This window comes from Desulfonatronum thiosulfatophilum, from assembly GCF_900104215.1.
GTDB classification, from domain to species: Bacteria; Desulfobacterota; Desulfovibrionia; order Desulfovibrionales; family Desulfonatronaceae; genus Desulfonatronum; species Desulfonatronum thiosulfatophilum.
Map to the genome: position 1 here is coordinate 16,300 of NZ_FMXO01000004.1, position 23,889 is coordinate 40,188.

The window sequence follows — 23,889 nt, forward strand, 5'->3', positions numbered from 1 at the left end:
GCCGATCACGCTGCCTCCGGCTGATTCTCCAAAACTCCAATACTGGCTTCCAGCTCTTCCAAACGCAGCAACAGCTTTTCTCCCTTCTGTTCCACCTCGTGATACTCCTTGCTGAGGCGGGTGAACTCATCGGCGCGTGCGTAAGTTTCCGGGTCGGCGAGGACTTGTTCCAGCTCACTTTGGCGGGCCAGGACCTTTTCGAGATCTGATTCGACCTTGGCATATTCCTCTTTTAAGGGCTTGAGCCGACGAGACAGCGCATTGCGCTGTTCGGCTTCCACCCGTCGCCGCTCCTTTTCTTCCTGACGTGATGCTTTGATGTTCTGGGCCGGCTGGTCCACCGGGCAGTCCGGCTGTACCGCCTGCTGACGGTAGGCATCGTATTCCTCAAATCCGCGCGTGAAAACCCGCATCCCTTCGCTTCCCACAGCCCAGATCTCCTGGGCCGCCTCGGCCAGCAGGCGGCGGTCGTGGGCCACGAAAATCAGCGTGCCCGAATACTCCTCCAGGGCCCGGATCAGGGCTTCTCGGCTTTCCAGATCCAGGTGGTTGGTGGGTTCGTCCAGGACCAGAAAATTGGCCCGGGCCGCGAACAGAGAGCCCAGCAGGAGGCGGCTTTTCTCGCCGCCGCTCAGACTGGCAACTGGTCGTTCCCAGTATTCCTCTCCCAACAGGAAAAGGCCGAGAATGGAGCAGGCTTCAAAGTAGGTGGCCTTGGGCCCGGCGAGACGCCGCATTTCGGACATGACGGAGGTATCGGGATTGAGGATTTCGGTCTGGTGCTGGCTGAAATACCCCATCACCGTGTTCGGGCCGATCTTGATCCGTCCGTTTCTGGGCTCAAGGTCGCCGCTGATCAGCTTGAGCAGCGTGGTCTTGCCGGCGCCGTTGGGCCCGGCCAGAGCCACCTTCTGGCCCCGGTAGAGCTGAAAGGTTAGCGGCGGCCAGAGGGGACTGCCGTCAAAAGAAAAATCGAGGTCCGCGGCTGCCAGGACGGTCTGATCGCCACGGCTCGGTTCGGGAAGCGCGAAAGAGAGCGTCCTGGCCCTGGTTTGCGGGCGTTGGTTGCGCATCTCCTCCAGTTCCTTGTGCAGTTTGTCCGTGCTTTTGAGCTTGCTCTGAGCCTGCCTAGCTTTGCTGGCCTTGTACCTGAAGCGGTCGATGAAGGCGGCCTGGTGGCGGATTTTCTCGTCAATGGCCGCGGCCTGACGTTCCCATTGCTGCTCCATCTCCTCCCGCCAAGCCAAAAACTGGGTAAAGGTCCCGGGTCGCAGGATGGGTTTGGCTTCGCCCAGATAGAGGGTCTGGGTAGCCACCTTGTCCAGGAAGACCCGGTCATGGGCCACGAAGACCAGAACGCCGTCGAAACCCAGCAGGTACTGCTCAAGCCAGGTCACGGCTTCCAGATCCAGGTGGTTGGTGGGTTCGTCCAAGAGCAGCACGTCCGCGCCAGCGGTGAGCACCCGGGCCAGCTTGGCCCGTTCGCGCCAACCGCCGCTCAAGGCTTGCAGCGGCTTGTCCAGGGCACCGTCGCTGAAGCCCAGCCCGCAGAGAATCGTCTTGGCCCGATGTTCAGGGCTGTAGCCCAGTTGATGCTCCAAAATGGTTTGTTCCTCGGCCAGTATTTTCAGGCCGGCCTCATCGCGATTCCGGACGGCATCTTCCCATCGTTGCCAGAATCCGGCCCACGACGGCAGGGCGTCCATGATCCAGGCCAGCAGCCCCCGTTCAAGGTCTCCTGTCTCCAGTTCCTGGGCGACATAGCCCAAGCGGGCGCCTGATGAAAAAATGATCCGTCCGCTGTCCGGAGCGGACTCTCCGGCCAGAATGCGCAGGAGGGTGGACTTGCCCGCACCGTTGGCGCCTACAACGGCCAGTCGGGTCCCACCCGTGATTTCCAGATTGAAGTCTTTGAAAATGTCTCGGCCGCCGTAGGATTTGGTCAGGGCATGGATGGTGAGTTTGGACATGTTTTAGCGTGTGAGTGGTTAAGTGTTAAGTTATTAAGTGGTTAAGGTAGTTATGTGGATGTAGCCGCAGAGGCTTCGCTTTCATTCGCACCGCATGATCAAAGGCCGCAGCATGTTTTGCGGCAGGAAATTTTTTGCGGTACATTCAAACCATGTCAGGAAATTCGGGCAGACTGATTATTGATCAACTTGCAACCTCGCCAAAGCGGAAGACATGGAGGAGATCATGGAACTGTCGGGCAAGAAAGTCATGGTTATGGTTGCGGAAATGTATAACGATTACGAGTTCATCTATCCCTATTACCGGCTTCTGGAGACAGGCGCCGACGTCCAGGTGGTGGGTGCAAAATCCGGAGTGGTCTATTCGGGCAAGGCCGGGACCACTGCCAAAAGCACGGCAGCCGCCGAGGACCTGAGCCCCGCGGATTTTGCCGGGGTGGTTATTCCCGGGGGCTATGCTCCGGATTTCATGCGCCGCAGCGCCGCCATGGTCGATCTGGTCCGGGAGTTGGACAAGCAGGGCAAGGTCGTGGCGGCCATCTGTCATGCGGGATGGATGCTGGCTTCGGCCAAAATTCTCCAGGGCCGGACCGTGACCTCCTTTTTCGCCATCAAGGACGACCTGATCCATGCCGGTGCGAACTGGGTCGACCAGGAAGTCGTGGAGGACGGCAAGCTGATCACCAGCCGCACTCCGGAAGACCTGCCGGCCTTCATGCGCGCGGTGATTCGGGCGATGTCCCAGGTCTGACAGGGGTTTTCGGATTAAGCGTACTTTACCGGAACGAGGTCAAAAGCATCGAACCGCCGCTTTGCTTAAGACGCCAAGGTCGCCAAGGAAAAATTTTGGAAAGCAGGGGAAAAAACTGCTTTCCAAATGGATTGCCTCCTCCCTGTCGGGAGGAAACATCGCCGACAGGCGCGAAGCCTTTCGGTTGCCGCATCTTTCCGGCGGCATCCGAAATCTCTTCTTTGCGTTCTCTGCGTCCTGAGCGAAGCGGGCGGTTAAAGATTTTAGGTGTCTATTTCATAAACAAACGCTGCAGCAACTGAGAACGGACTGCTACAGCATGTATTTGATGTCCGATATGTGCGTTGGATAAGCCCACAACAGACTTTTCAACTGCTCCCTGGTCAGGCCGAACTTCATGGCCATGGCAAAAATATTGATCATTTCCCCCGCATTGTGTCCCAGGATATGCGCTCCCAGGATCGTGCCTGTAGATTCGTTGAGAATGACTTTGTAGGCCGCGTGTTTCTGGCCGATACGCCTGGAGGACATCCATTCGGAAGCATCCCCGGCATTTACCATCAACTGGATTCCCTCCTGCTCGGCATGAGCGTGGGCCTGCTCTTCGCTCATCCCTACGGCGGCCAGCGCGGGAATGCTGAAGACCACGCTGGGAATGGCCGTATAGTCGGCGTGAACGCTGTTGCCCCGAAGGATGTTCGAGGCGGCGGTATTCGCCTCCATGTCCGCGGTGGGGGAGAGAAGGTGCTGCGTGTCCGCCACATCCCCCACGGCATAGATGGACGGATTGGATGTTTGCATGAAGGAGTTCACCTTGATGCCTCGGGGGGTATGTTCCACGCCCGCTGAGTCCAGACCGAGATCCGCAAGGTCCGGAACGCGGCCTATGGCGGCCACGGCTTTGTCCACTGAGAGGGTCTGCTGATCCGATCCGGAGATGTGCAACGTCAGCCCGCCTTCGTCTTGATCGATCTGCTTCACGCTGGATTCCCGCAGAAAGGAAATTCCCTGGGCCTGTCCGGCTTCCATCAACCGCGTGACCAGGTCTGGATCAAAGCCTCGCAGAAAGGATTTGCCACGGTGGATCATTGTGGTCCGGACCCCGGCCTGGGCACAGACATGAGCAAATTCAAAGCTGATGAACCCGCCACCGATAAAGGCGATAGAAGAAGGCAGTGCATCCAGTTCAAGAAAACCGTCGCTATCCATCAGCAGTTCGTTTCCAGGAACGGACAGTTTTCTGGGAACTGCGCCTGCGGCAATTATGAATTTATCCGCGGAATAGCCCTTTTTCTCGATGCGGATCTGATTGGGGCCGGAAAATACAGCTAGGCCGTGCGCGGTCCGTATTCCTGCATCCAGGAAGCCTTGCTCTGATCTTTCGGGGACGCTGTAGGTGAAATCACGCTTGAAACGCATCAAGGCTGCCCAGTCCAGCCGGCTTTCTCCATCAACTCCCTGGCCGTGCAATGCAGATGTCCCGTGGATCGCCTGGGCCGCGGCCACGAGAATTTTCTTTGGCTGGCATCCGCGCATGGCGCACGTGCCGCCGAAAGGTTGCTTGTCCACCACCAGGACGCTGCGTCCTGCCTTCCGGCAGGCGTGGGCGGCCGTATAGCCGGCCGTGCCTGATCCAATGACGATGACGTCAAAATGTTCCATGGCTCCTCCCGGTTGAGGATTATTCGTCCTTCAAATCGGTGATCCAGCTCATGGCCGCGGCCACAGCCGGGAAGCCGATGGTCGATGTGAGAACAATCAGGGCGTGACGCAACTCATCTGTTGTTGCTCCGGCAGCCATGGCTCTTCTGGCGTGACTGTGCACGGCGCCTTCCAGGCGCTGGGCCGCGGCTGCGCCGAGCTGCACCAGATTGACGGTTTTTTCATCCAGTGGGCCGGCATCCCGCACCGCCTTGCCAAGTTCTCTCACGGCCGACATGTAGTCTGGGTGGTTCTCCTGCAACTTCTGGAAATTCTGGGGAAGTTTTTCCGCCGACATGTTCGTCTCCTCGTGTTTGAAGATTACGGCAGCGGCGTATACTCTCATCGCAACCCTGCCAAGAAAAACGTCCGCCGACCAATGAAATCGTGCTGTCTGTCCTTGCAATCTATCAAAGAAGGAGTACGTTATCCAGCAAGGTGACGTGTGCCGATTTGCCATCAAAAACAGCAACACCGTGACAGGGCAGGTGAGAATGAACACGATGAATTATGCGTTTATGTGCGCGACTCCGCCTCCATCGAATGGATTGAAGGCGGCTGTGGTCGGGTCCGGCCCCGCCGGGCTGTCTGCCGCCGGGTGGTTGGCCTGCGCCGGCTACGAGGTTCATGTTTACGACAAGCTGCCCAAGGCTGGAGGTCTTCTGGTATTCGGCATCCCGGGATTTCGCATCCCGGCAAGGCGCATTGAAGACGCTGCCCTGAAGTTGAGCGAGGACTACGGGGTGCAATTCCATTTCTGTACCAAGGTGTGCACCCAGGACAAGGTTTGCGAATCCGGAGATGAGTTTGTCCAGGAAATGGTCAGTCTTTCCGAACTGCTCCACGAATGCGCGGCGGTGCTGATCTGTACGGGAAGTTGGCGCTCCAGGAAGCTGAATATCCATGGCGAGCACCTGCCCGGCGTCTACACGTCCCTGGAATTTTTGTTTCCGCTCCGAGCCTGCAAACTGTCTCAGAGTCAAGTGGTCGCTCCACCGGTCGAGGGACGGCGGGTTGCCGTGGTCGGCGCAGGCCTGTCCGCCGTGGACGTGGTGCAGAGCTGCCTGCGCCTGGGCGCTCAGAAGGTATACCTGCTCTACCGTAAAACCATGAATGAAGCTCCTGCAGGTCGGCTGGAAATCAAACTGCTGCGCCAGCGCGGCGTGCAATGGATGGAGCGTGTCACACCGTTGCGCATCGAAGGCGCGGAAAACGTTCAGAAGCTGATCTACCGGCAAGACGAGGAACTGCCGTCGCCGGAGTCCGGCCGATACCAGGAAGAGGAACGAGAACTGACCGTGGATCTGGTGGTGGCGGCCATCGGCGAGGTGCCCACCAATCCCTTTCCCAGGGAACTGCGCCTGGAAGACATTTCCAAAAAGGGAGAGGGCTGGCTGCAGATGACCAAGTTCGATGGGGTTTTCGTTGCCGGGGACGTGTTGACCGGACCTTCAAAAATCGGCCGGGCGATTCTCAGCGGCTTGCGGGCGGCGGAATCCCTGGATGGATGGATCAAAGCCCACGCAGGCCAAGCCGAAGCAGCCTCTGAGGAGGAAGTCCATGGCTGAGTCCAAGAAAACACTCTATATCGATTACAACTTGTGCATCGGCTGCGAAAGCTGCGAGGCGGTTTGCGGCTACCTCTACGGGCAGCCACGGATTCATATGACCAGGACCAGCGACGGGATCACCGTGCCCATCAGCTGTCACCACTGCTCCAACCCGGCATGCATGAAAGCATGCAACGTGAACGCCTTTTACCAGGACGAGGAAGGCGCGGTTCTTCTGCAGCCCAAGGCCTGCGTCGGCTGCATGGTCTGCCTCTCGGTCTGCCCGTTCGCGGCCATATCCCATTCCCGAACGGGCCCCAATCCGGTGGCCAAATGCGATCTGTGCGCCGAACGGCGGGCCAAAGGCATGATGCCGGCCTGTGTGGAAATATGTCCCTGCGGAGCCGTCCTTTACGGAAGCCCTGAAGACATCGAATCCGAACTCCGGCAGCGGGTGGCCGAGGGAATCGTCCAAGCCCACATGCACCCGGAACGTTTCGGCACCCAGGTCGGGCTGCGGGCCATGAAAAAATCGGTCAATGTGGAAGGGTATTCGGTGGGAACAGGGGAGAGTTCCGAGGATGACCGGTGATGTGATTCATCGCCGAGAGAGCAATTCGCTGGTGAACAGGGTTTCAGCCTGCAAGCGCATGGACGTGAATCAATGCGGCTGATGTCAATCCTTCCAGGTCGTATCCGCCCTCCAGTAGGGAGACGATTCGCCCCTCGGCGCTAGCATCGGCAATTTCCATGGTCATCTTTGTCAACTCGTCGAAATCTTCGGGATGCAGCCGAAAAGCTCCCAATGGATCAACGGCAAGGGCATCAAATCCCGCGGAAATGAGGACCAGTTCCGGCTGGAATTCCTTTGCCGCCGGAAGGAGCCGGTCGCGAAAAGCCTCGAGAATGGGGCCTATGCCGGTTCCGGCAGGAAAAGGGCAATTGATGGTGTAGCCCTCGCCGGCGCCTTCTCCGGTTTCCCTGGCCGCGCCGGAATAGGGAAACCAGTTGCTTTGATGGGTGCTGAAGAAGAGCACGGAAGGGTCGTCGTAAAACATTTCCTGCGTGCCGTTGCCGTGGTGAACGTCCCAGTCCACGATCAGGACCCGTTCAACGCCGTGGGTAATCTGGGCGTGGCGGGCAGCCAGCGCGATATTGTTGAAAATGCAGAATCCCATGCCCTGCTTTGGACGGGCATGATGCCCCGGAGGGCGTACAACGCAGAAGACACTGCGGATTGAGCCGTTGAACACGGCATCCACAGCCGTCATGGCACCTCCGGCCGCATGCACCGCGGCGTCCCATGATCCGGGGCCGACGTTGGTATCCGGATGGCCCAGACTGCGGTGACCGCCCTTGATGCGATTGTGCGCCAGTTCAATGTATCCGGCGCCATGGCAGTAAGCCAGTTCCCGAGTTGTCGCCGGTCTTGGCGACAATCGCGGCAAAGCCGAAGCCTCCCGGTCATCTTCCAGGGCGGCAACCAACGCCGTGTATCGCATTGGGCTTTCCGGATGTCCGGCCCCGGAGTCATGAACGGCAAAGAAGGGATCGTACAGCAGCGCCGTAATCATTGGATCCTCCTCCTCAAGGCATGGAAGGCGTTTCGCCGGAAGCGGACTTTCGAATCGAACCGGTTCATTCACTATGATATGAACTCTGAGGGAATTCATCCCGGACCGAATGCAACCCGGTCCGGGATTTCATGTTCACAGCGTGTTGTTACGCAGTCAGCTGGCGATACTTCAGGCGCTTCAGGACGGATTTTTGGAAAACCGCGATTCCAGATCCGCGCCTGCCTTTTCAACCCCCTCAATCATTTTTTGACGCGCTTGGCGGATTTTCTGTGCCATTTCCTGGTCTTCCAAAGCCAGAATCTGGGCTGCAAGCCATGCGGCGTTGCGGGCTCCGCCGCTGTCCAGGGCAACGGTGCCAACCGGAAAGCCGGGAGGCATCTGGACCGTTGCCAGAAGGGCGTCCATTCCCCCCAAAGCTGAGGCCGTCAAGGGCACGCCGATCACGGGACGAATCGTCTTGGCGGCCACGGCACCGGCCAAATGAGCGGCCATCCCCGCGGCACAGATGAACACCTTGCAGCCTTGCTCCTCCAGTTCCTTGATCAGGCGCTGGACCCGTTCGGGTGTGCGGTGGGCTGAAGCCACGGTAAACAGGTGAGGAATCCCAAGGGAGCTGAGTACCTCAGAGCATGGGCTCATCTTCTCCTCATCGGATATGCTGCCAATGAATATTGCCACCTTATTCTTCATGCTTCCTCCATCGATAGTCTGTGTTTGGGTTAGATGTGATCCTGAAGATAGTTTTCGTACGTTGCCTCGACTTCCTTGGGTCCCCAGGTTCCGGCTGGATACAAATGTAGATGCTGAGCCCTGTCCCCGCAAGACTCGCACATTTCCAATATCGGGGTGAGGTAGGCCCAGCAACGCTTCACGGCGTCCTGCCGCCAGAAAAGCATCTGGTCGCCCAGCAGACAGTCCATGAGCACCTTTTCGTATGCATCCTTCAATCTGGATTTCTCTGCTTCATGGTTGTAGTCGAACCGCATGGTCACGGTGCGCAGAAAGCTGCTCATCCCCGGAGACTTGGTCTGAAGGGTCAGGTTGATCACTTCGTCGGGTTGGATGCCCAGGATGAGGCGATTCGAAGAGATTTTCTCCCCGAGAATGTGCCGGAACATGGAATGCGGCACGTCTTTGAACTGGATGACGATCCGGGTCAACTTGCGAGACAGGCGCTTGCCCGAGCAGATATAGAAGGGCACTCCCTGCCAGCGCCAGTTGTCGATGTAGGAGCGCAGAAAAGCGAATGTGGGGGTCAGGGAGTCTGGAGCGACGCCTTCTTCCTGCCGGTAACCCGGAACGGCATGGTGGTCGATGTTTCCGGGGCCGTACTGTCCGAGGACGAGATCCCTGAAACGGCCCTGGAGTTCGAAAGGGCGCAACGAGTTGAAGACCTTGGTCTTGTCGTCACGGACTGACTCGTCTTGGAACCGAGAGGGGGCCTCCATGGCTACCAGGGAGAGCAGTTGCATCATGTGGTTCTGGAACATGTCCCGGATTACGCCGGCCTGCTCGTAATACCCGGCCCGTTTTTCAACGCCCAGGGTTTCCGCGGCGGAGATGCTCACATACTCGATATAGTTGCGATTCCACAGCGGCTCGAAAATCGTGTTGGCGAACCGGAACATGAGCAGGTTCTGCACGGTTTCCTTGGCCAGGTAGTGGTCGATCCGGAAAATCTGATGTTCGCTGAAATGCTCGTGCAGCACATCGCTTAATTCCAAGGCCGAAGGCAGGTCATGACCGAAAGGCTTTTCCAGAACGATCCGGGACCATTCATGGTGTCGATCTTTTTCCCGGGCCAGTCCACTGCGGCCGAGCATCGTGGAGATCACCGGATAAAGTTGCGGCGGCACTGCCAGATAAAAAAGCCTGTTGCCCTGGGTTCCGAATGAAGCGTTGATCGATTCCAGCCGATGGCTCAAACTGTCATAGTCCTGGAGATTGTCATAGACCAAGGTCTGGTAGCGGATCTTGCGCACGAAATCATCCCGCCGATCAGGAAGCTCGTCTGTCGGAGTAGGCAAGATCCGCCTGATGCGGTCCTGGAAGGCGGAGTCGTCAAACGTGGTTCGGCTGCATCCGATAATGCCAAAATGATCCGGGAGGTGATCTGCCGAAAAGAGGTGGTACAACGCGGGGAAGAGCTTGCGTGTCGCCAGGTCGCCGGATGCGCCGAATACGACGAAAACACACGGGGCGAGACGGTCCTGGCTTCGTAACAGCTGGCCGCTTGGAAAGTCCGTCTGCACGGCTGTGTTCATGAACAGGTTTTGAGTTTCTTGATCCGTCATGGCAACCATCGTTTTATAACGCCAGACATCCTGCCTGCGCTAAGTGGTTTGCGGAGTAAGTGTTCAAATTATTGAAATTCAGTCCCTGAATAGCGAGCGTTCAATGACGCATCAGCCATATCAATAATATTGCGGCTGAACCGACCAGGATGGATGTCGTCACGGGGAGGTAAAGGCGGAATTTCCCGCGTTGAATCAGGATGTCGCCTGGAAGCCTGCCGAGCCTGAGTTTGTGGATCACCTTCCGGAAGAGGCCGGTGACCACAAGAAAAGCGACAATCAGGGTCAAGAGCTTCAACAGCATGGATACATCCCGGTTTTGCTCCGGGTATGCGGCACAACCATCCTCGCGTTACCGTCATAACCATCGCCGCATTGAAAATGTTTCTCGTTACGCAAAGAGTTCAGACAATGCTTTTTTTATTCCGAGCTTGTCCAGGCCAAGCTGCTTGCGCAACAGGCGTTGAGGTCCGTGTTCCACGAAGGCATCCGGAATGCCCATCAGTTTGATCCGTTGACCGTTGAACATGTTCTCGGCGGCCAGCAGCTCCAGGACAGCGGAACCGAAACCTCCGGCTACGACGTTTTCCTCCACAATAATAATACGTTCGTACCGGGAGGCCAGCTCCAACAGTTGCTCGGCCGGCAGCGGCTTGATGAAGCGGGCATTGAAAACGGCGACGGACTTCCCCGTTTCCAGAACTGTTTCCTCGGCCGCCTCAAGACTGGGATAGACTCTGCTGCCAAGGGCAATGATCAGGGCATCTTCGCCGGCACGCAGCAATTCTCCCTGGCCCAGGGGCAGGGGATGCAAGGTATCCTGATACTTCGCGCCGATGCCGACGCCGCGGGGGTACCGAATGGCAGAAGGGCCATTATGGTTCAGGGCCGTGGCCAGCATCTGCTGAAGCTCGCCCTCATCCTTGGGCGCCATGAACAACAGGTTGGGGATGTGCCGCAGATAGGAAATGTCGAAAGCGCCATGGTGGGTGGCCCCGTCCTCGCCGACCAGGCCGGCGCGGTCCAGGCAGATGGTCACCGGCAGGTTCTGGAGACACACGTCGTGAACCACTTGATCGTAGGATCTCTGCAGAAATGTCGAATACACGGCAACCACGGGGTGAAAGCCTTGGGAGGCCAAGCCCGCGGCCATGGTCACGGCATGCTGTTCGCAGATTCCCACATCAAAAAATCTGTCGGGGAACGTATCCGCGAAAAAGTTCAGCCCCGTTCCTTCCGGCATGGCCGCGGTGATAGCGACAATTTTCGGGTTTTGCTCGGCCAGGTCGACCAGAGTCCGGCCGAAGACATCCGTGTAGGGCGGCAGGCATCCGGATATTTTCTTGCTTTCACCGGTTTCGGGCACGAAGCAACCGACACCATGAAAGTAGGTGGGGTTTTTTTCCGCCGGAACATAGCCCTTGCCCTTGGTCGTGAGCACATGCACCAGAACCGGCCCGTCAAGTTCCTTCACCTGACGGAAAATATTCACCATGTCCTGCATGTTGTGCCCGTTGATCGGGCCGATGTAGTTGAATTTGAAGGCCTCGAAAATCATTCCCGGGGTAAAGAAGCTTTTCAAGGAGGATTCACTGAGACGGGCATAATTGGCCAGGTCGTCGCCGAACCTTGGAACCTGGCGCATCCAGGTTTCCATCTGCTGTTTGAATCGTTGTACCCAGCGTTTTGACAGTTTGCGGCTCAGGAAGGAGGAGAGGGCTCCGACGTTCCGGGAAATCGACATTTCATTATCATTGAGCACCACGGTCATGCCCACGCCCAAATCTCCCGCCTGATTCAAGCCCTCGTATGCCAGCCCGGCGGTCATGGACCCGTCGCCGATGATGGCGGCCACGGAATGATCCTGGCCTGCCAGATCGCGGGCTATGGCCATGCCCAGGGCGGCGGAAATGGACGTGCTTGAATGGCCCACGCCGAAGTGGTCAAAGGGGCTTTCGGCCATCCTGGGGAAGCCGCTGATTCCGCCCATGGTGCGAAGCGTGTGAAAGGACTCCCGTCTTCCGGTCAAAATCTTGTAGGCATAGGCCTGGTGACCCACATCCCAGACCAGGCGGTCCTTTTCGGGATTAAAGATGTTCAGCAGGGCCAGAGTCAGGTCGACCACTCCCAGGGATGGAGCGAGATGGCCACCATTTGCCGAAACCGTGGAGATGATCATTCGCCGAACTTCCGAGGCCACGGCTTCGAGTTCGGGAATTGCCAGGGAAGTAACGTCGTGAGGGTGATTGATCACGGAAAACAGCGCATGCCCATCCAATCCCCCAGACTTTGGGGGAGCGATTTTTCCTTTTTCCGGAGCCGCGTTTCCGAAAGCCGGACCGTGGTCGTCCGCGGACTGTTGCAATTGGATGGCCTCCCTGGACATGTATGTGGCGGTGGAATTGCTATGCATGGTTTCTTGGCAGTGGACTGTGTTAAGGTTTAACGTGATTGCCTGACTCAAGGTCAACGCTATGCGGATCGGATCAGGATGTACTCGGCCAGTTCACGTAAAAAATGCGCATGGTGGTTGTCATACGGCTGCAAAGACGCCAAGGCTTGGTCGGTATGGTCCCGAGCCAGACGGCGACTGGCGTCGAGACCGAGCAGGGCGGGGTAGGTCACTTTGCCCATATTTACATCACTGCCGACGGGTTTGCCCAGCACGTCTTCATCTCCGGTCACATCCAGGATGTCGTCGGTAATCTGAAAAGCCCTGCCCATGTGGACCCCATAGGCTTCGGCCCGTTCCACGTCATTCGCCCCGGCCCCGCCAAGCACGGCCCCACAGACACAGGACGCCCTGATCAGGGCTCCGGTTTTCAACTCCTGCATCCGGGACAGATCCTGCACTTGAACCGCATCCAGGCCGGTCCATTCCATGTCCAGAACTTGTCCGCCGACCATGCCGCTCGCGCCGGCAGCCCGGACCAGTTCCTGGCCTGCGCTGAGAATCCGCTCCGCGGAGACCGTGCATGAGAACAAAAGGCCGAAAGCTTCGGTCAGCAGAGCGTCGCCAGCCAGGATGGCCATGGCCTCACCGAACTGCTTGTGGTTGGAAGGTTTGCCGCGGCGCAGATCGTCATCGTCCATGGCGGGGAGGTCATCATGCACCAGGGAGTAGGTGTGAATGCATTCCAGGGCCGCGGCAGCGGGCAGCACATGTTTCCTGCTTTCTCCGGCCATCTCGGCCCAAACCAGACACAGAGCCGGCCTCAGGCGTTTTCCTCCGGCCAGAAGACTGTATTCCATGGCCTGCAGCAGAATGTCCGGGACGCCGTCACGCTTGAGGCACTGGGCCAGGAAGCGATCCACCTCGCCGCCAATTTCAGAAAGGTATGCTTTCATCATCACTGCTCTCCGGAAAAGCACTGCTCAGATCAACGGTCCCATCTGTCTGCTCAAAGGGCTCGAGTAGGCCTTGGGATAAAATCATCACCTCGTTACGGGCCGTATCCAATTGCCGACGACAGCTTTTCGCCAAGGCGACGCCATCCTTGAACAGGGCCACCCCTTCCTCCAGGGGCAGGTCCTCTCCCTCGAGACGTGCGACAATCCGCTGCAGATCCGCCAAACGGGCATCAAAGCCGGGTTCTTTTTTCTTGGCACTCATTGTTTTATCTTTCATCCTGGACAAAAATGCATTCAATGACTCTGATCTTCAATAACAGCGGGAGTTGGAACACTCAAGAAGAAAATGGGGCAAAATGCTCCGGAAGCATAAGTTCACAAGCTTTTTGAGGATCAAGCGGCGAAGCTGAAAGATCAGCACAGTTGGTCCTCAACTGCCTAGTTTAATAAACAGTTTCGCAGGCTTAGGTGAAGTCTATGCCACAGATCAATTATTTCGAGCCGCTGTGGTCAGCCATGCGGGGAGTTCCTGCCATGCAAGGCGCATGGCCTCGCGGATCTGTTTCGCCTGAGGTTCGTATCTGCGTACGAGGGTCCAGAACTCAGGCCCATGGTTCATGATTCTGGTATGACAGAGTTCATGGATGAGCACATACCGCGTCCATTGCCTCGGAAGAAAAAGCAATTTGCAGTTCAGGCTGATGTTTTTCCCTCGTGTGCAACTTCCCCACCTTGAGCGTTGATTCCTGATCGTCACCTTGGAAAACGGCAATGCCAGTTCATCTGAAATTTGATTCAGCCAGGAAGGCAGGAGCCTTCCCGCCCGCTGCCGGACCCACTGCTGTAAAGCAACAACGCTTGCCGTCGGGTGAGCTAAGCCATTGGTCATGTGCAGAGTTTTTGGGCCTGTTTCTCGTATCCGCACCAAGCTATCATTTTCCTCGGGAGACGTGGCGTAGGTAATGAACCACTGTTCCCGGATGGATTGGAAATCAAGAAATTCCGGAAGCTTTGGCATTTCAGGGGAGGGATGGCTGTGTTCTCTGCTCCTGAATCTGTTCAGGTGGCGGCTAATCCAGGACGACTTGTTCCGGATCAACACCTCCAGATCGTCCTTTCGAGTGGACATGCCCTTGGGAATGATCACCACCATTCCCTCTCTGGAAGAAAGACGAAGTCGAATTCGTCTTGCACGGATCGACTCCCTGATCTGATACGTGCAGGATCGTCCGTCATGCAGTTGAATGCTGTGCATGTTCCCGTCTTTATCCGACTTAGGCTTCAATGTCATTGCCAATTCGGAGTGTAAGGACGAATCCATTTTGGATACGTTGTCATCATTGTGCAGGAAAGCTTGCCTCCTGTTGCGTGCTTCCTTATTCTTCATGAAACCAATTCAAAATTTTCCGCAACGTCTTTCGTTGTCGCTTCAAACCAAGAATCCTCCCCAACGTTTTTCGATCATAAGTGAGGTAGCATGCCATCAAACCGATATATTTCCATGAAATTGTTTCTTCTCGTCCTTCTTTTTCTTTTCCCTTCCCTGTCCTGGGCCGAGGATGTTCCTTGGCGGCATGGCTTCTCTTTGCATGAAGATCTGAAATATGACGAAGATTTCACCCATTTCGAGTATGTCAATCCCGAGGCTCCCAAGGGCGGGGAGATACGTTTGGCTGGAATCGGCACCTTCGACAGCTTGAATCCCTTTATTTTGCGGGGAACCGCCCCTCTTGGGCTGGGCATGATCTTCGAGACGCTGACCGTACAATCCCAGGATGAACCTTTCTCGGAGTACGGGTTGATTGCCGAAAGCATTCAAATTCCCGACGACCATTCCTGGGTCGCCTTCGCTTTGCGACCGGAGGCCAGGTTTCACGATGGATCACCCATTACTGTGGATGACGTGATTTTTACGCTGCAAATCCTGCAGACCCAGGGACATCCCTTTTACCGAGCCTATTACGCCAATGTGGTTTCCGCTGAAGAAGTCGGCCCCGGGGAGGTTCGATTTAATTTCGGCGATTCAATGAATCGCGAACTTCCGCTGATTGTCGGGCAGATGCCCGTACTTTCCAAAGCCTACTGGCAGGATCGTGAATTTGACCGTACCACGCTGGATATCCCACTGGGCAGCGGTCCTTATCGAATCGCGCGGGTGGATGCCGGGCGATCCATCACCTATGAACGCGTTGAGGATTACTGGGCCGCTGACTTGCCGGTCAACAAGGGGCGGCACAATTTCGACCGCTACCGGTACGAATACTACCGCGACGTCAACGTGGCCCTGGAGGCTTTCAAGGCCGGGCAATATGATTTTCGCCAGGAAAACGTGGCCCGTCTCTGGGCTTCGGGATATGAAGGACCGGCACTGCGCCAGGGACGGATCATCATGGAGGAGATCCCTCATGAACTGCCCACTGGAATGCAGGGATTCGTCTTCAATACCCGGCGTCCGGCTTTCCGAGACCCTCTGGTTCGCGAAGCTCTAACCGAAGTGTTCGATTTTGAATGGTCCAACCAGAATCTTTTTCACGGCGCCTATACCCGGACGCGAAGTTATTTTTCCAATTCCGAACTGGCATCGAAGGGCCTCCCCTCGCCGGAAGAACTGGAACTGCTGGAACCTCACCGCGATCGTCTTCCCGAAAGAATTTTCACCGCAGAATTTCAACCTCCGGAAACGGACGGCACCGGCAACATCCGACCAAATATCCGTCGCGCCCTGGCCCTGCTGGCTGAAGCCGGGTGGTCCGTCTCTGAGCGGGATCGTCAGTTACGACATAGCACTACCGGGGAGTTGATGGAATTTGAAATATTGCTCGACAGCCCCACCTTTGAACGGGTCTGCCTTCCCTATGTACGCAACCTGGAGCGTCTGGGCATCGCGGCCCGGGTGCGCACCGTGGACGCGACGCAATACCAGAACCGCATGAACGACTTTGATTTCGACATGACAGTGGGGCTGTTCCCGCAATCACTTTCCCCGGGCAATGAGCAGCGCGACTTCTGGACCTCTGAATCCGCCGCGACACCGGGTTCACGCAATATCGCCGGAGTCCGGGATCAGGCAGTGGATGAACTGGTGGACTTGATCATCGCCGCCCCTGATCGGGACAGCCTGATTTCCCGGACCAGGGCGCTGGACAGGATTCTACTCTGGAATCATTACGTCGTCCCGCACTGGCATTCCAGGGTATTTCGCGTGGCCTACTGGGACAAGTTCGCCCGACCCGAGATTTCTCCCAAGTATGGGCTGCCAGTGGATGCATGGTGGGTGAAATAGGTCTGAATTATCAACAAGCTGTTTGAACCTTTCAACGTTCTCCCAAATAGCAAAAATAAATGTCCGCCTACATCCTGCGCCGTATTCTGCTTATGATTCCCACCCTTCTGGGGATCATGATCCTGAACTTCATAATTATCCAGGCTGCCCCCGGGGGGCCGGTCGAACGCGTCATCGCGGAGCTGCGCGGCCATGACGTCACGGCAACTGCGCGTTTCGCAGGTACGGAGCGGGGGGAGCATCAGGCCTTGCACCTGACCGGACCAACCGAATCCAGATACAGGGGCGCTCAAGGCATTGACCCGGACCTGATTGCCGAACTGGAGCGGATGTATGGTTTTGATCAGCCGCCAGTGAAGCGTTTCTTGCAAATGATCGGCAACTATGCCCGCTTTGATTTCGGTGAAAGCTTTTACCGGGACCAAAGCGTGACGACATTGATCCTTCAGAAGTTGCCCGTTTCCATTTCTCTGGGGCTCTGGACTACCCTGCTTGTCTACGTCATCTCCATTCCTCTGGGGATTCGCAAGGCGGTACGGGACGGGTCCACTTTCGACGTGGCCACAAGCGCCATGGTCATCGTCGGATACGCTATTCCGGGGTTTCTGTTCGCGGTCTTGTTGATCGTCCTTTTTGCCGGCGGGAGCTTTTTGGATCTTTTTCCTCTGCGCGGCCTGACATCAGAGCACTGGCATGAACTGAGCTGGCCCATGCGCATCCTGGATTATTTCTGGCATCTGACCCTGCCGGTCACGGCCATGGTCATTGGTGGTTTCGCCGGCTTGACCATGTTGACCAAGAATTCTTTCCTTGAAGAAATCAACAAGCAGTATGTGATCACTGCCCGCTCCAAAGGACTTAACGAATCCCAGGTGCTGTACGGCCATGTGTTCCGCAACGCCATGCTCATCGTAGTCGCCGGCTTTCCCAGCGCCTTTATCGGCATCCTTTTCACCAGCGCGTTGCTCATCGAGGTCATTTTTTCCCTGGACGGACTCGGGCTCTTGGGATTTGAGGCCGCGATCAACAGAGACTATCCGGTGATGTTCGGCACCTTGTATATTTTCACCCTCCTTGGCTTGGTTCTCAATCTGATCGGCGACTTGATGTACACCCTGATCGATCCCAGAATCGATTTCGAGTCTAGAGGCTGATTCCTGAGATTCAGGCCATTTCGTCCCTGGTTTTGGCGAACATGCCCAAGGCGATGGCCCCGGCTTGGGCAACGTTCAGGGATTGCATGATGCCCGGCATGGGAATGAAGATTTTATGGTCGCAGCGTTTTAAGACATTTGGCCTGATCCCCTTATCCTCATTACCTAGAACAAGGATTGACGGATATGCCGGAATCATCCTGAACATGTTTTCTCCCTCCGCATCCACGGCACACCCATACACTGTGAACCCTTGTTCCCGGCAATAATCCAGACTGCGCGCCAAGTTGGTCACATGCGCGATGGGCAGTTTGTTCAATGCGCCAGCGCCCGCTTTCGCGGCAACTGTTCCGGGGAAAGCGGTCCTGTTCTTGGGAAGGATCATTCCTGCTCCACCCAGGGCGACCATGGTCCGAGCCAATGTCCCGAGGTTTCCCGGATCCTGGACCTGGTCTAGAGCCAGGACCAGAGGCAGTGGGGCTTTTGTGACCTGTTCAAGTACTGCCCCCATGTTGGTGAAGCCGGGCTGAAAAATTCGCGCCAATGCACCTTGGTGGTTTCCCGAATGAATTCGTTGCAATTCCCCCGCGGAAACCATGCGGAAGCGCACCTTTTGGCTTTTGCAGATGTCCACGATCCGTTCTAGTGCCCTGGAGCGAACATCGTTCTGTATATAAACGAGATCAACCTGTTCCGGCTTCGCGAAAAGGATCTCCTGAACAGGTTTCCTGCCGATAGTCCAAAAATCCTGGTCCTGGTCTGTCTTGTCCGTCATGTTTTTTTCCAACATCTTGATTTTTTGTGCCTTGCGCTTCATTTTCTTTTCCGCTAATCATCCCCGCTGTAAGAAACTTCGACAGTCTGCCCATATCTCATTATCACGCAATGGGAAACGTCAACGGAGTCGTCAATGCCAACCCGATGGAGACTTTGCATGCCCCTACGTTCGAGCCTTCTTATCCTGATAATGACTCTTCTTCTCTCGGCCTGCGCCGCCAACCAAAAGCAGACGCCCGTATCAACACTTCCGCTTCCAACACATGCGCAACAGGATAAGAATGTCAGACAAATTGCGGATGGGCAATCAACCACACTGGAATTGATTGAAGAAGGCGAGCTGACGTACTTGCCTGATCCTCCACTTGATGCCTTCGGACAACCCATGGTTGATTTGCAAACACCCTTGACCGAAGCGGAGCAGCGGGCCCTAGACACACCCACTGAATTTGAATTCGTTCTGGATATTAAAGAAACGAAAGATGTTGAGCGTTATTTTCGTTATTTTACCCACGAAGGCCGCGATCGGTTTGAAATGTGGCTGAGACGGTCCGAGCAATTTCTGCCCGAGGTACGTGACATATTCGCAAGCTACGGTTTGCCTCATGATCTAATATATCTGCCCTTTCTTGAAAGCGGCTACAATCCCATGGCCTACTCCAGGGCTGGCGCTGGCGGGATGTGGCAATTCATGCCCGCTACCGGACAAATGTACGGTATGACGTTTGACTGGTGGATTGACCAACGCCGCGATCCCCGGCTCTCCACTCACGCCGCGGCCGCCTATCTATCCAGGCTCTATGACATGTTCAACTGCTGGCATTTGGCCCTGGCTGCCTATAATGCCGGAGAAGGGCGTATATCACGTGCCATGCAGCGTAGTGGCACGGACAATTATTTTGACCTCGCCGCCATTAACAATTTGCTTGCCAATGAGACTCGCCATTATGTTCCGAAATTCATGGCTATCCTCAAAATAATCCAGAATCTTGAAGAGCTTGGTTTTGACCCCATCGACTGGTCCAATGGGCCGTCCTTGGCGGAGATGGAGATCAAAGGAGGGACGGATCTGGTCGCCTTGTCCAACTCTTGCGGTATGGATTGGGAAACATTCCGTAGTTACAACCCTTCTTTTCGTCGCCAGGTAAGCCCACCTGAACGCAATTTAAAAATATTTGTCCCTCAAGAAAAACAGCAACTTGTTGCTGCGTATTTAAAAAAACCGACAACCTCTACCCTTACCGGCTTCCAGCGATATCAGGTTCGACGGGGCGACTCCTGGTGGGTGCTTTCATCGCGGTTCAACACGCCCATTGATGTATTAAAACGGATCAACAACAAAAATACGAATACTCTACGAATTGGTGAATCACTCATGGTGCCCGGTTCTCCGGCAGTCGTTGCCGCTGCCCAGAATGCAGGCAATAGTGCCGCCACTCAGGAAAGGGCGAGCCAGCGGGCCAATTATGTAATTCAATCCGGCGACACGCTCTGGCAGCTTTCACGCAAATTTGGAGTAACTGTCCAAACATTGGCCCAGGCCAACGGGATTTCTGAAAAGCAAACCCTTCAAGTTGGACAACGCATGTACATACCCCAGGTTGATCGCGCCGGTTCCACTGCTCGCGCCTCCGTTACTCCCAAAGTCGTACAGTACAAGGTCCGTAATGGTGATAACCTCTGGCGCATAGCCCAACGTTTCGGCGTCACGACCAACAATCTCGTTGCCTGGAACAAGTTGCCGCGTAACGGACTCATTCGTCCAGGCGATAATTTGAAGATTTACGTTCCTTGAGTAGGTTCGATTAAAGAAGTGCCTTTAAGCACAAAATTTTAATTTGCGCCGTGTCGATTTTTTGGTCCTTCGACAGTTCATGTATGCAAGGCTGACATGACAATATTGCGAAAATCTACCGAATCAGGAGTGAGTCCGGTCCAGAGTTGAAACTGGGCGATGGCTTGGGCGGTAAACATGTCCATGCCCTCAATGGTGTGTGCGCCTGAGGTTTCGCCTTGACGCAGAAATGCGGTCTTGCGTGGGTTGTAGACGAGATCGTAGACATGCCGGATGTCCGTCATTTCACCGGGCCACGGAGATTGCTCAACCAGTTGTCCCATCATTCCCAATGGCGTGGCGTTGACCAGCAGATCTCCCCGCCAGTCGGCACGCCCTGTCCAATCCAGACGATTGACGCCAAATTCTTGAGCCAGCTGCTCAGCGGCCTCAGGCTTTCTTCCTGTTATAGCGATCTGTTGCACACCTGCCTGTTTCAATCCCTGTAATGCGGCCCTCGCCGCACCGCCCACCCCGAGAATCAAGGCCGACTGTATCAAAGCCAGATGAGTTTCAAGAGGTTTCAGGAATCCCAGGACGTCCGTATTCTCGCCCCACAATCTTCCTTCTTTCCAATATAGGGTATTCACCGCGCCCACATGCCGAGCATCCTGGGAATAATCATCCAGGTAGGGCATGACGGCTCGTTTGTGAGGTATGGTGACACTGACCCCAAAAATGGGGAGGGTCCGCACGGCGGCGAGAAATTCAGGCAGGTTCTCGGGGAGCAAGGGCCAGCGAAAATAGGCGGCCTGGAGACCGTATTTTCGAAAGCCCCAATTGTGCAGCAAAGGGCTCAGGGTATGTCCGAGAGGATGGCCAATGATCCCGTAAATTGCATCGGGGACAAAAAATTCTTGATCAGTGGATGTCATGGCTGTGCGCCCTGGGGCTTACGCTTAAGCCCCAGGGCTGTCGATGAATGTTGCAGAATTGATGTGGTTATCTGCTGACCGCGTCCGCACCGGCTTGGATTGCCTGCTCATTGGCCGGGATCATCTTGGCGTAATTCGGTGAGATCACCTTTTTCAGGCTCTCCTTGACGACGCTCAGGGGGACTACCCCGGTCAGTTGTACATATGCTCCGATGGCAACCATATTCGCCATCCGTGTGTTGCCGAGGCTGTCGGCAATTTCATTTGCCGGCACTCCCACCGTGCGAACGCGCTCTGCATCCGCAAGCTCCATGTCGACCAGGGAGGAATTGATGACGATGATACCGCCATCCTGGACCCTGGGCTGAAACTTTTCCAATGATGGTCGGTTCATGGCGATGAGCGAGCGTGCGTTGTGGATAATCGGCGATCCGATGTCCTCCCGCGATACCACCACGGTGCAGTTTGCCGTTCCTCCCCGCATTTCCGGGCCGTAGACCGGCAGATACGTCACATTCTGGCCGTCTTCCATGGCGGCATAGGCCAGCAATGTTCCGATCAGCATGACTCCCTGACCGCCGAAACCGGCCACGATTACATCCTGATAGGAGTTCATTTATGCATCCTCCTTAACCGAAAGATCCTTGAACGTACCCAATGGAAAATAGGGGATCAGTTCTTCGGATATTCGTTTGTTGGCCTGCACCGGCGTCATTTTCCAATTTGTCGGACAGGTGGCCAGGATTTCCACGAAACCAAGACCGAGATTGTTCATCGGCGCTTCAAACGCCTTGCGCACGGCTCTCTTGGCATCCCTTAACCGCTTGACCGTGTCCACCGCTACACGGGCAGCATAGGCGGTTCCGCCGAGAGAGGCGATAATTTCCGTCATCTTGATCGCCTCTCCTTCATTTTCGGCGCAACGGCCACTCGGGCAGGTCGTGGTTTTCTGCCCAACCATGGTCGTCGGAGCCATCTGTCCGCCTGTCATCCCGTACACGGTATTGTTCACGAAGATAATGCTCACGCGTTCTCCCCGGTTGGCGCAGTGCATGGTTTCCGCCAAACCAATGGACGCCAGATCCCCGTCACCCTGATAGGTGAACACGGCAGCTTCAGGTCTGGCCCGTTTGACTCCGGTAGCCACGGCCGGGGCTCTGCCGTGGGGCGCCTCAACGGCGTCTACTTTGAGATAGTTATAGATAAAAACAGAGCATCCTATGGACCCGACACAGATGGCCTTTTCGGCAAGGCCCAGTTCCTCCAGACATTCCGCTACCAGCCGCTGTGCCACGCCATGTTGACATCCAGGGCAATAGTGGGTGGGGATGTCCGCCAGGACGCTTGGCAAGGTGAAAGCTTCTTTTCCATTTTTCATGATCAGACTCCCAGTGCCCGAAGAATTGGTTGTTCAAAGTCATCCGGCGTCGGCAGATTTCCAGGCAAATGGCCATGGAAATCCGAATCCGCATGTCTTCGGATGGCCAGTCGTACATCATCAACCATCTGTCCCAGGTTATGTTCGATGGTCAAGAACCGTTTGCCTGCTTTCGCCAGACGTTCAAGTTCCAGGTTTGGGAATGGAAACAAGGTGATCGGCCTGTGCAGCCCTATGTTATGGCCGCTTGCCCTGAGCTTGCGGATAGTGCTTTTCACGATCCGCCCGATGGAGCCGAAGGCCACGACAACGAGTTCCGCATCGTCAACAAGAAAGTTGTCGAACAGAACTTCACGCTCCATGCTCAAGTATTTCTCACGCAAACGCGAGTTATGCCCCGCCAGTGCTCCATCCACCAGGTGCAGGGATTTCAAGAGTCTCGGATCGCGGTGTCCCTTGCCGGTCAGGTTCCAGCCGAGGTCTGTTGCACCCTGTGTAGAACTCGTCGGATTTATTGAAACAGGTTCCATCATCTGCCCGATGATGGCGTCGCCCAAAATCATGACCGGATTACGATAGGCAAATGCCAAGTCAAAAGCCTTGAGGACAAGGTCGTAGGCTTCCTGAACAGTTCCCGGAGCCAATACAAGCTGCCGATAGTCGCCGTGCCCGCCGCCTTTGACGGCCTGATAGTAATCGCCTTGGGAGGGGCCGATATCGCCAAGCCCCGGACCGCCGCGGCTGATGTTCACGATCACGGCCGGCAGCTCGGTTCCCCCCATGTAAGAGATGGCTTCCTGTTTCAAGGAAATTCCCGGGCTCGAAGATGACGTCATTGCACGAATGCCACAGGCCGCAGCGCCGAGCAGCATGTTTGCGGCGGCGACTTCACTCTCCGCTTGGACAAAAGCCCGGCCCAACTGCGGCATGACCTTGGACATGTATTCCGGGATGTCGTTCTGTGGGGTGATAGGGTAGCCAAAAAAACATTGGCAGCCGGCATCCACGGCGCCCCGACAAATGGCCTCATTGCCTTTGACCAGGATTCGTTCAACCTTCGAGGACATCTGCTTGTACTCCTTTTTTATCCTTGGCAGGATTTCTCCAGACAGATATGGCATAATCCGGACAGATCAAAGCACAGGCGGCACAACTCGTGCAGCTTTCCATGCTGTCGTCGACAACTTCAACAACCTTATACCCCGATTTGTTGAAACGCGGCGACACAGTGATGATTTCCTTGGGACAAACCGTGATGCACAAGGAACATCCCTTGCACCGATCTTCCCGAAATGTGACTGGTTTCATTATTCACTCTCCTCTGATATGGTCTGATTCATGATTCTTACTCGATCTGTCATTTTTTGAAAAGATGAATGCAACAAATCGCAAAT

Annotated in this window: 23 protein-coding genes; 6 read left to right on the forward strand and 17 right to left on the reverse strand. The window is 55.9% G+C overall.

Translation table 11 applies throughout. The annotated features are described in order from the left end of the window. Window positions 1-5: 5 nt before the first annotated feature. On the reverse strand, window positions 6-1,970 hold the full coding sequence (locus BLP93_RS03895) for an ABC-F family ATP-binding cassette domain-containing protein (protein WP_092117434.1): 1,965 nt from the start codon (window positions 1,968-1,970) through the stop codon (window positions 6-8). A 226-nt stretch (window positions 1,971-2,196) separates the two neighbouring features. Here BLP93_RS03895 and BLP93_RS03900 point away from each other — a divergent pair, with 226 nt between their 5' ends. Beyond that, window positions 2,197-2,721: a type 1 glutamine amidotransferase domain-containing protein gene (locus tag BLP93_RS03900; RefSeq protein WP_092117841.1), complete on the forward strand. Its 525-nt coding sequence runs from the start codon at window positions 2,197-2,199 to the stop codon at window positions 2,719-2,721. A 312-nt stretch (window positions 2,722-3,033) separates the two neighbouring features. Here the strand turns inward: BLP93_RS03900 and BLP93_RS03905 are convergent, their stop codons facing one another. Both BLP93_RS03905 and BLP93_RS03910 read right to left on the reverse strand, forming a co-directional pair. Then, window positions 3,034-4,383, reverse strand: coding sequence for a dihydrolipoyl dehydrogenase family protein (locus BLP93_RS03905; protein ID WP_092117436.1), 1,350 nt, complete (start codon window positions 4,381-4,383; stop codon window positions 3,034-3,036). Window positions 4,384-4,402: 19 nt separating this feature from the next. After that, complete coding sequence (locus BLP93_RS03910) at window positions 4,403-4,720, reverse strand: carboxymuconolactone decarboxylase family protein (RefSeq protein ID WP_092117438.1); 318 nt, start codon at window positions 4,718-4,720, stop codon at window positions 4,403-4,405. A 196-nt stretch (window positions 4,721-4,916) separates the two neighbouring features. Between BLP93_RS03910 and BLP93_RS03915 the strand changes: the two genes are divergently transcribed. Both BLP93_RS03915 and BLP93_RS03920 read left to right on the forward strand, forming a co-directional pair. Continuing rightward, entirely contained in the window at window positions 4,917-5,990 is a 1,074-nt protein-coding gene (locus BLP93_RS03915) for an FAD-dependent oxidoreductase (protein WP_092117844.1), read from the forward strand. After that, entirely contained in the window at window positions 5,983-6,564 is a 582-nt protein-coding gene (locus tag BLP93_RS03920) for a 4Fe-4S dicluster domain-containing protein (RefSeq protein ID WP_092117440.1), read from the forward strand. Before BLP93_RS03915 ends, BLP93_RS03920 begins: the two co-directional genes overlap by 8 nt. Window positions 6,565-6,607: 43 nt before the next feature. On the opposite strand, the gene BLP93_RS03925 is transcribed toward BLP93_RS03920, so the two are convergent. The 8 genes from BLP93_RS03925 to BLP93_RS03960 all read right to left on the reverse strand — a co-directional run bounded on the left by BLP93_RS03925 (window position 6,608) and on the right by BLP93_RS03960 (window position 14,449). Then, on the reverse strand, window positions 6,608-7,546 hold the full coding sequence (locus BLP93_RS03925; protein ID WP_092117847.1) for a histone deacetylase family protein: 939 nt from the start codon (window positions 7,544-7,546) through the stop codon (window positions 6,608-6,610). Between the two features lie 180 nt (window positions 7,547-7,726). Continuing rightward, window positions 7,727-8,239, reverse strand: a complete 513-nt coding sequence (gene purE / locus BLP93_RS03930; RefSeq protein ID WP_092117442.1) for a 5-(carboxyamino)imidazole ribonucleotide mutase — start codon at window positions 8,237-8,239, stop codon at window positions 7,727-7,729. A gap of 29 nt (window positions 8,240-8,268) precedes the next feature. After that, window positions 8,269-9,843, reverse strand: coding sequence for a glucose-6-phosphate dehydrogenase (gene zwf / locus BLP93_RS03935; protein WP_244148633.1), 1,575 nt, complete (start codon window positions 9,841-9,843; stop codon window positions 8,269-8,271). 100 nt (window positions 9,844-9,943) lie between these two features. Further along, window positions 9,944-10,147, reverse strand: a complete 204-nt coding sequence (locus BLP93_RS03940) for a DUF2905 domain-containing protein (RefSeq protein WP_208596558.1) — start codon at window positions 10,145-10,147, stop codon at window positions 9,944-9,946. Window positions 10,148-10,234: 87 nt separating this feature from the next. Beyond that, on the reverse strand, window positions 10,235-12,256 hold the full coding sequence (dxs, locus tag BLP93_RS03945) for a 1-deoxy-D-xylulose-5-phosphate synthase (protein ID WP_244148634.1): 2,022 nt from the start codon (window positions 12,254-12,256) through the stop codon (window positions 10,235-10,237). Window positions 12,257-12,315: 59 nt separating this feature from the next. Then, complete coding sequence (locus BLP93_RS03950) at window positions 12,316-13,197, reverse strand: polyprenyl synthetase family protein (protein WP_482156186.1); 882 nt, start codon at window positions 13,195-13,197, stop codon at window positions 12,316-12,318. Then, complete coding sequence (xseB, locus tag BLP93_RS03955) at window positions 13,172-13,456, reverse strand: exodeoxyribonuclease VII small subunit (RefSeq protein WP_092117446.1); 285 nt, start codon at window positions 13,454-13,456, stop codon at window positions 13,172-13,174. Before xseB ends, BLP93_RS03950 begins: the two co-directional genes overlap by 26 nt. Before the next feature lie 225 nt (window positions 13,457-13,681). Next, on the reverse strand, window positions 13,682-14,449 hold the full coding sequence (locus tag BLP93_RS03960) for a M48 family metallopeptidase (RefSeq protein WP_161946186.1): 768 nt from the start codon (window positions 14,447-14,449) through the stop codon (window positions 13,682-13,684). Window positions 14,450-14,695: 246 nt separating this feature from the next. Between BLP93_RS03960 and BLP93_RS03965 the strand changes: the two genes are divergently transcribed. Both BLP93_RS03965 and BLP93_RS03970 read left to right on the forward strand, forming a co-directional pair. Then, the gene (locus BLP93_RS03965; protein WP_092117861.1) at window positions 14,696-16,477 is read left to right on the forward strand and encodes an extracellular solute-binding protein; all 1,782 of its coding nucleotides are present in this window, start codon (window positions 14,696-14,698) and stop codon (window positions 16,475-16,477) included. Window positions 16,478-16,536: 59 nt separating this feature from the next. After that, window positions 16,537-17,631 (forward strand): microcin C ABC transporter permease YejB, encoded by a 1,095-nt coding sequence (locus BLP93_RS03970; protein ID WP_092117450.1) that lies wholly within the window; start codon window positions 16,537-16,539, stop codon window positions 17,629-17,631. 10 nt (window positions 17,632-17,641) lie between these two features. Here the strand turns inward: BLP93_RS03970 and BLP93_RS03975 are convergent, their stop codons facing one another. After that, the gene (locus BLP93_RS03975; protein WP_092117865.1) at window positions 17,642-18,406 is read right to left on the reverse strand and encodes a TrmH family RNA methyltransferase; all 765 of its coding nucleotides are present in this window, start codon (window positions 18,404-18,406) and stop codon (window positions 17,642-17,644) included. Window positions 18,407-18,565: 159 nt separating this feature from the next. Here BLP93_RS03975 and BLP93_RS03980 point away from each other — a divergent pair, with 159 nt between their 5' ends. Then, window positions 18,566-20,203, forward strand: a complete 1,638-nt coding sequence (locus BLP93_RS03980) for a LysM peptidoglycan-binding domain-containing protein (protein ID WP_092117452.1) — start codon at window positions 18,566-18,568, stop codon at window positions 20,201-20,203. 77 nt (window positions 20,204-20,280) lie between these two features. Here the strand turns inward: BLP93_RS03980 and aroE are convergent, their stop codons facing one another. From aroE to BLP93_RS04005, 5 genes are all read right to left on the reverse strand, one after another. After that, window positions 20,281-21,117: a shikimate dehydrogenase gene (gene aroE / locus BLP93_RS03985; RefSeq protein ID WP_092117454.1), complete on the reverse strand. Its 837-nt coding sequence runs from the start codon at window positions 21,115-21,117 to the stop codon at window positions 20,281-20,283. 67 nt (window positions 21,118-21,184) lie between these two features. Next, window positions 21,185-21,733 carry a 2-oxoacid:acceptor oxidoreductase family protein gene (locus BLP93_RS03990; protein WP_092117455.1) on the reverse strand — a complete coding sequence of 183 codons (549 nt, stop codon included), beginning with the start codon at window positions 21,731-21,733 and terminating at the stop codon, window positions 21,185-21,187. Next, window positions 21,734-22,495, reverse strand: coding sequence for a thiamine pyrophosphate-dependent enzyme (locus BLP93_RS03995; RefSeq protein WP_092117457.1), 762 nt, complete (start codon window positions 22,493-22,495; stop codon window positions 21,734-21,736). It abuts the gene before it with no gap. 2 nt (window positions 22,496-22,497) lie between these two features. Next, window positions 22,498-23,562 carry a 3-methyl-2-oxobutanoate dehydrogenase subunit VorB gene (locus BLP93_RS04000; RefSeq protein WP_092117459.1) on the reverse strand — a complete coding sequence of 355 codons (1,065 nt, stop codon included), beginning with the start codon at window positions 23,560-23,562 and terminating at the stop codon, window positions 22,498-22,500. Then, window positions 23,546-23,803, reverse strand: a complete 258-nt coding sequence (locus tag BLP93_RS04005; protein WP_092117461.1) for a 4Fe-4S dicluster domain-containing protein — start codon at window positions 23,801-23,803, stop codon at window positions 23,546-23,548. Before BLP93_RS04005 ends, BLP93_RS04000 begins: the two co-directional genes overlap by 17 nt. Between the last annotated feature and the right edge of the window lie 86 nt (window positions 23,804-23,889).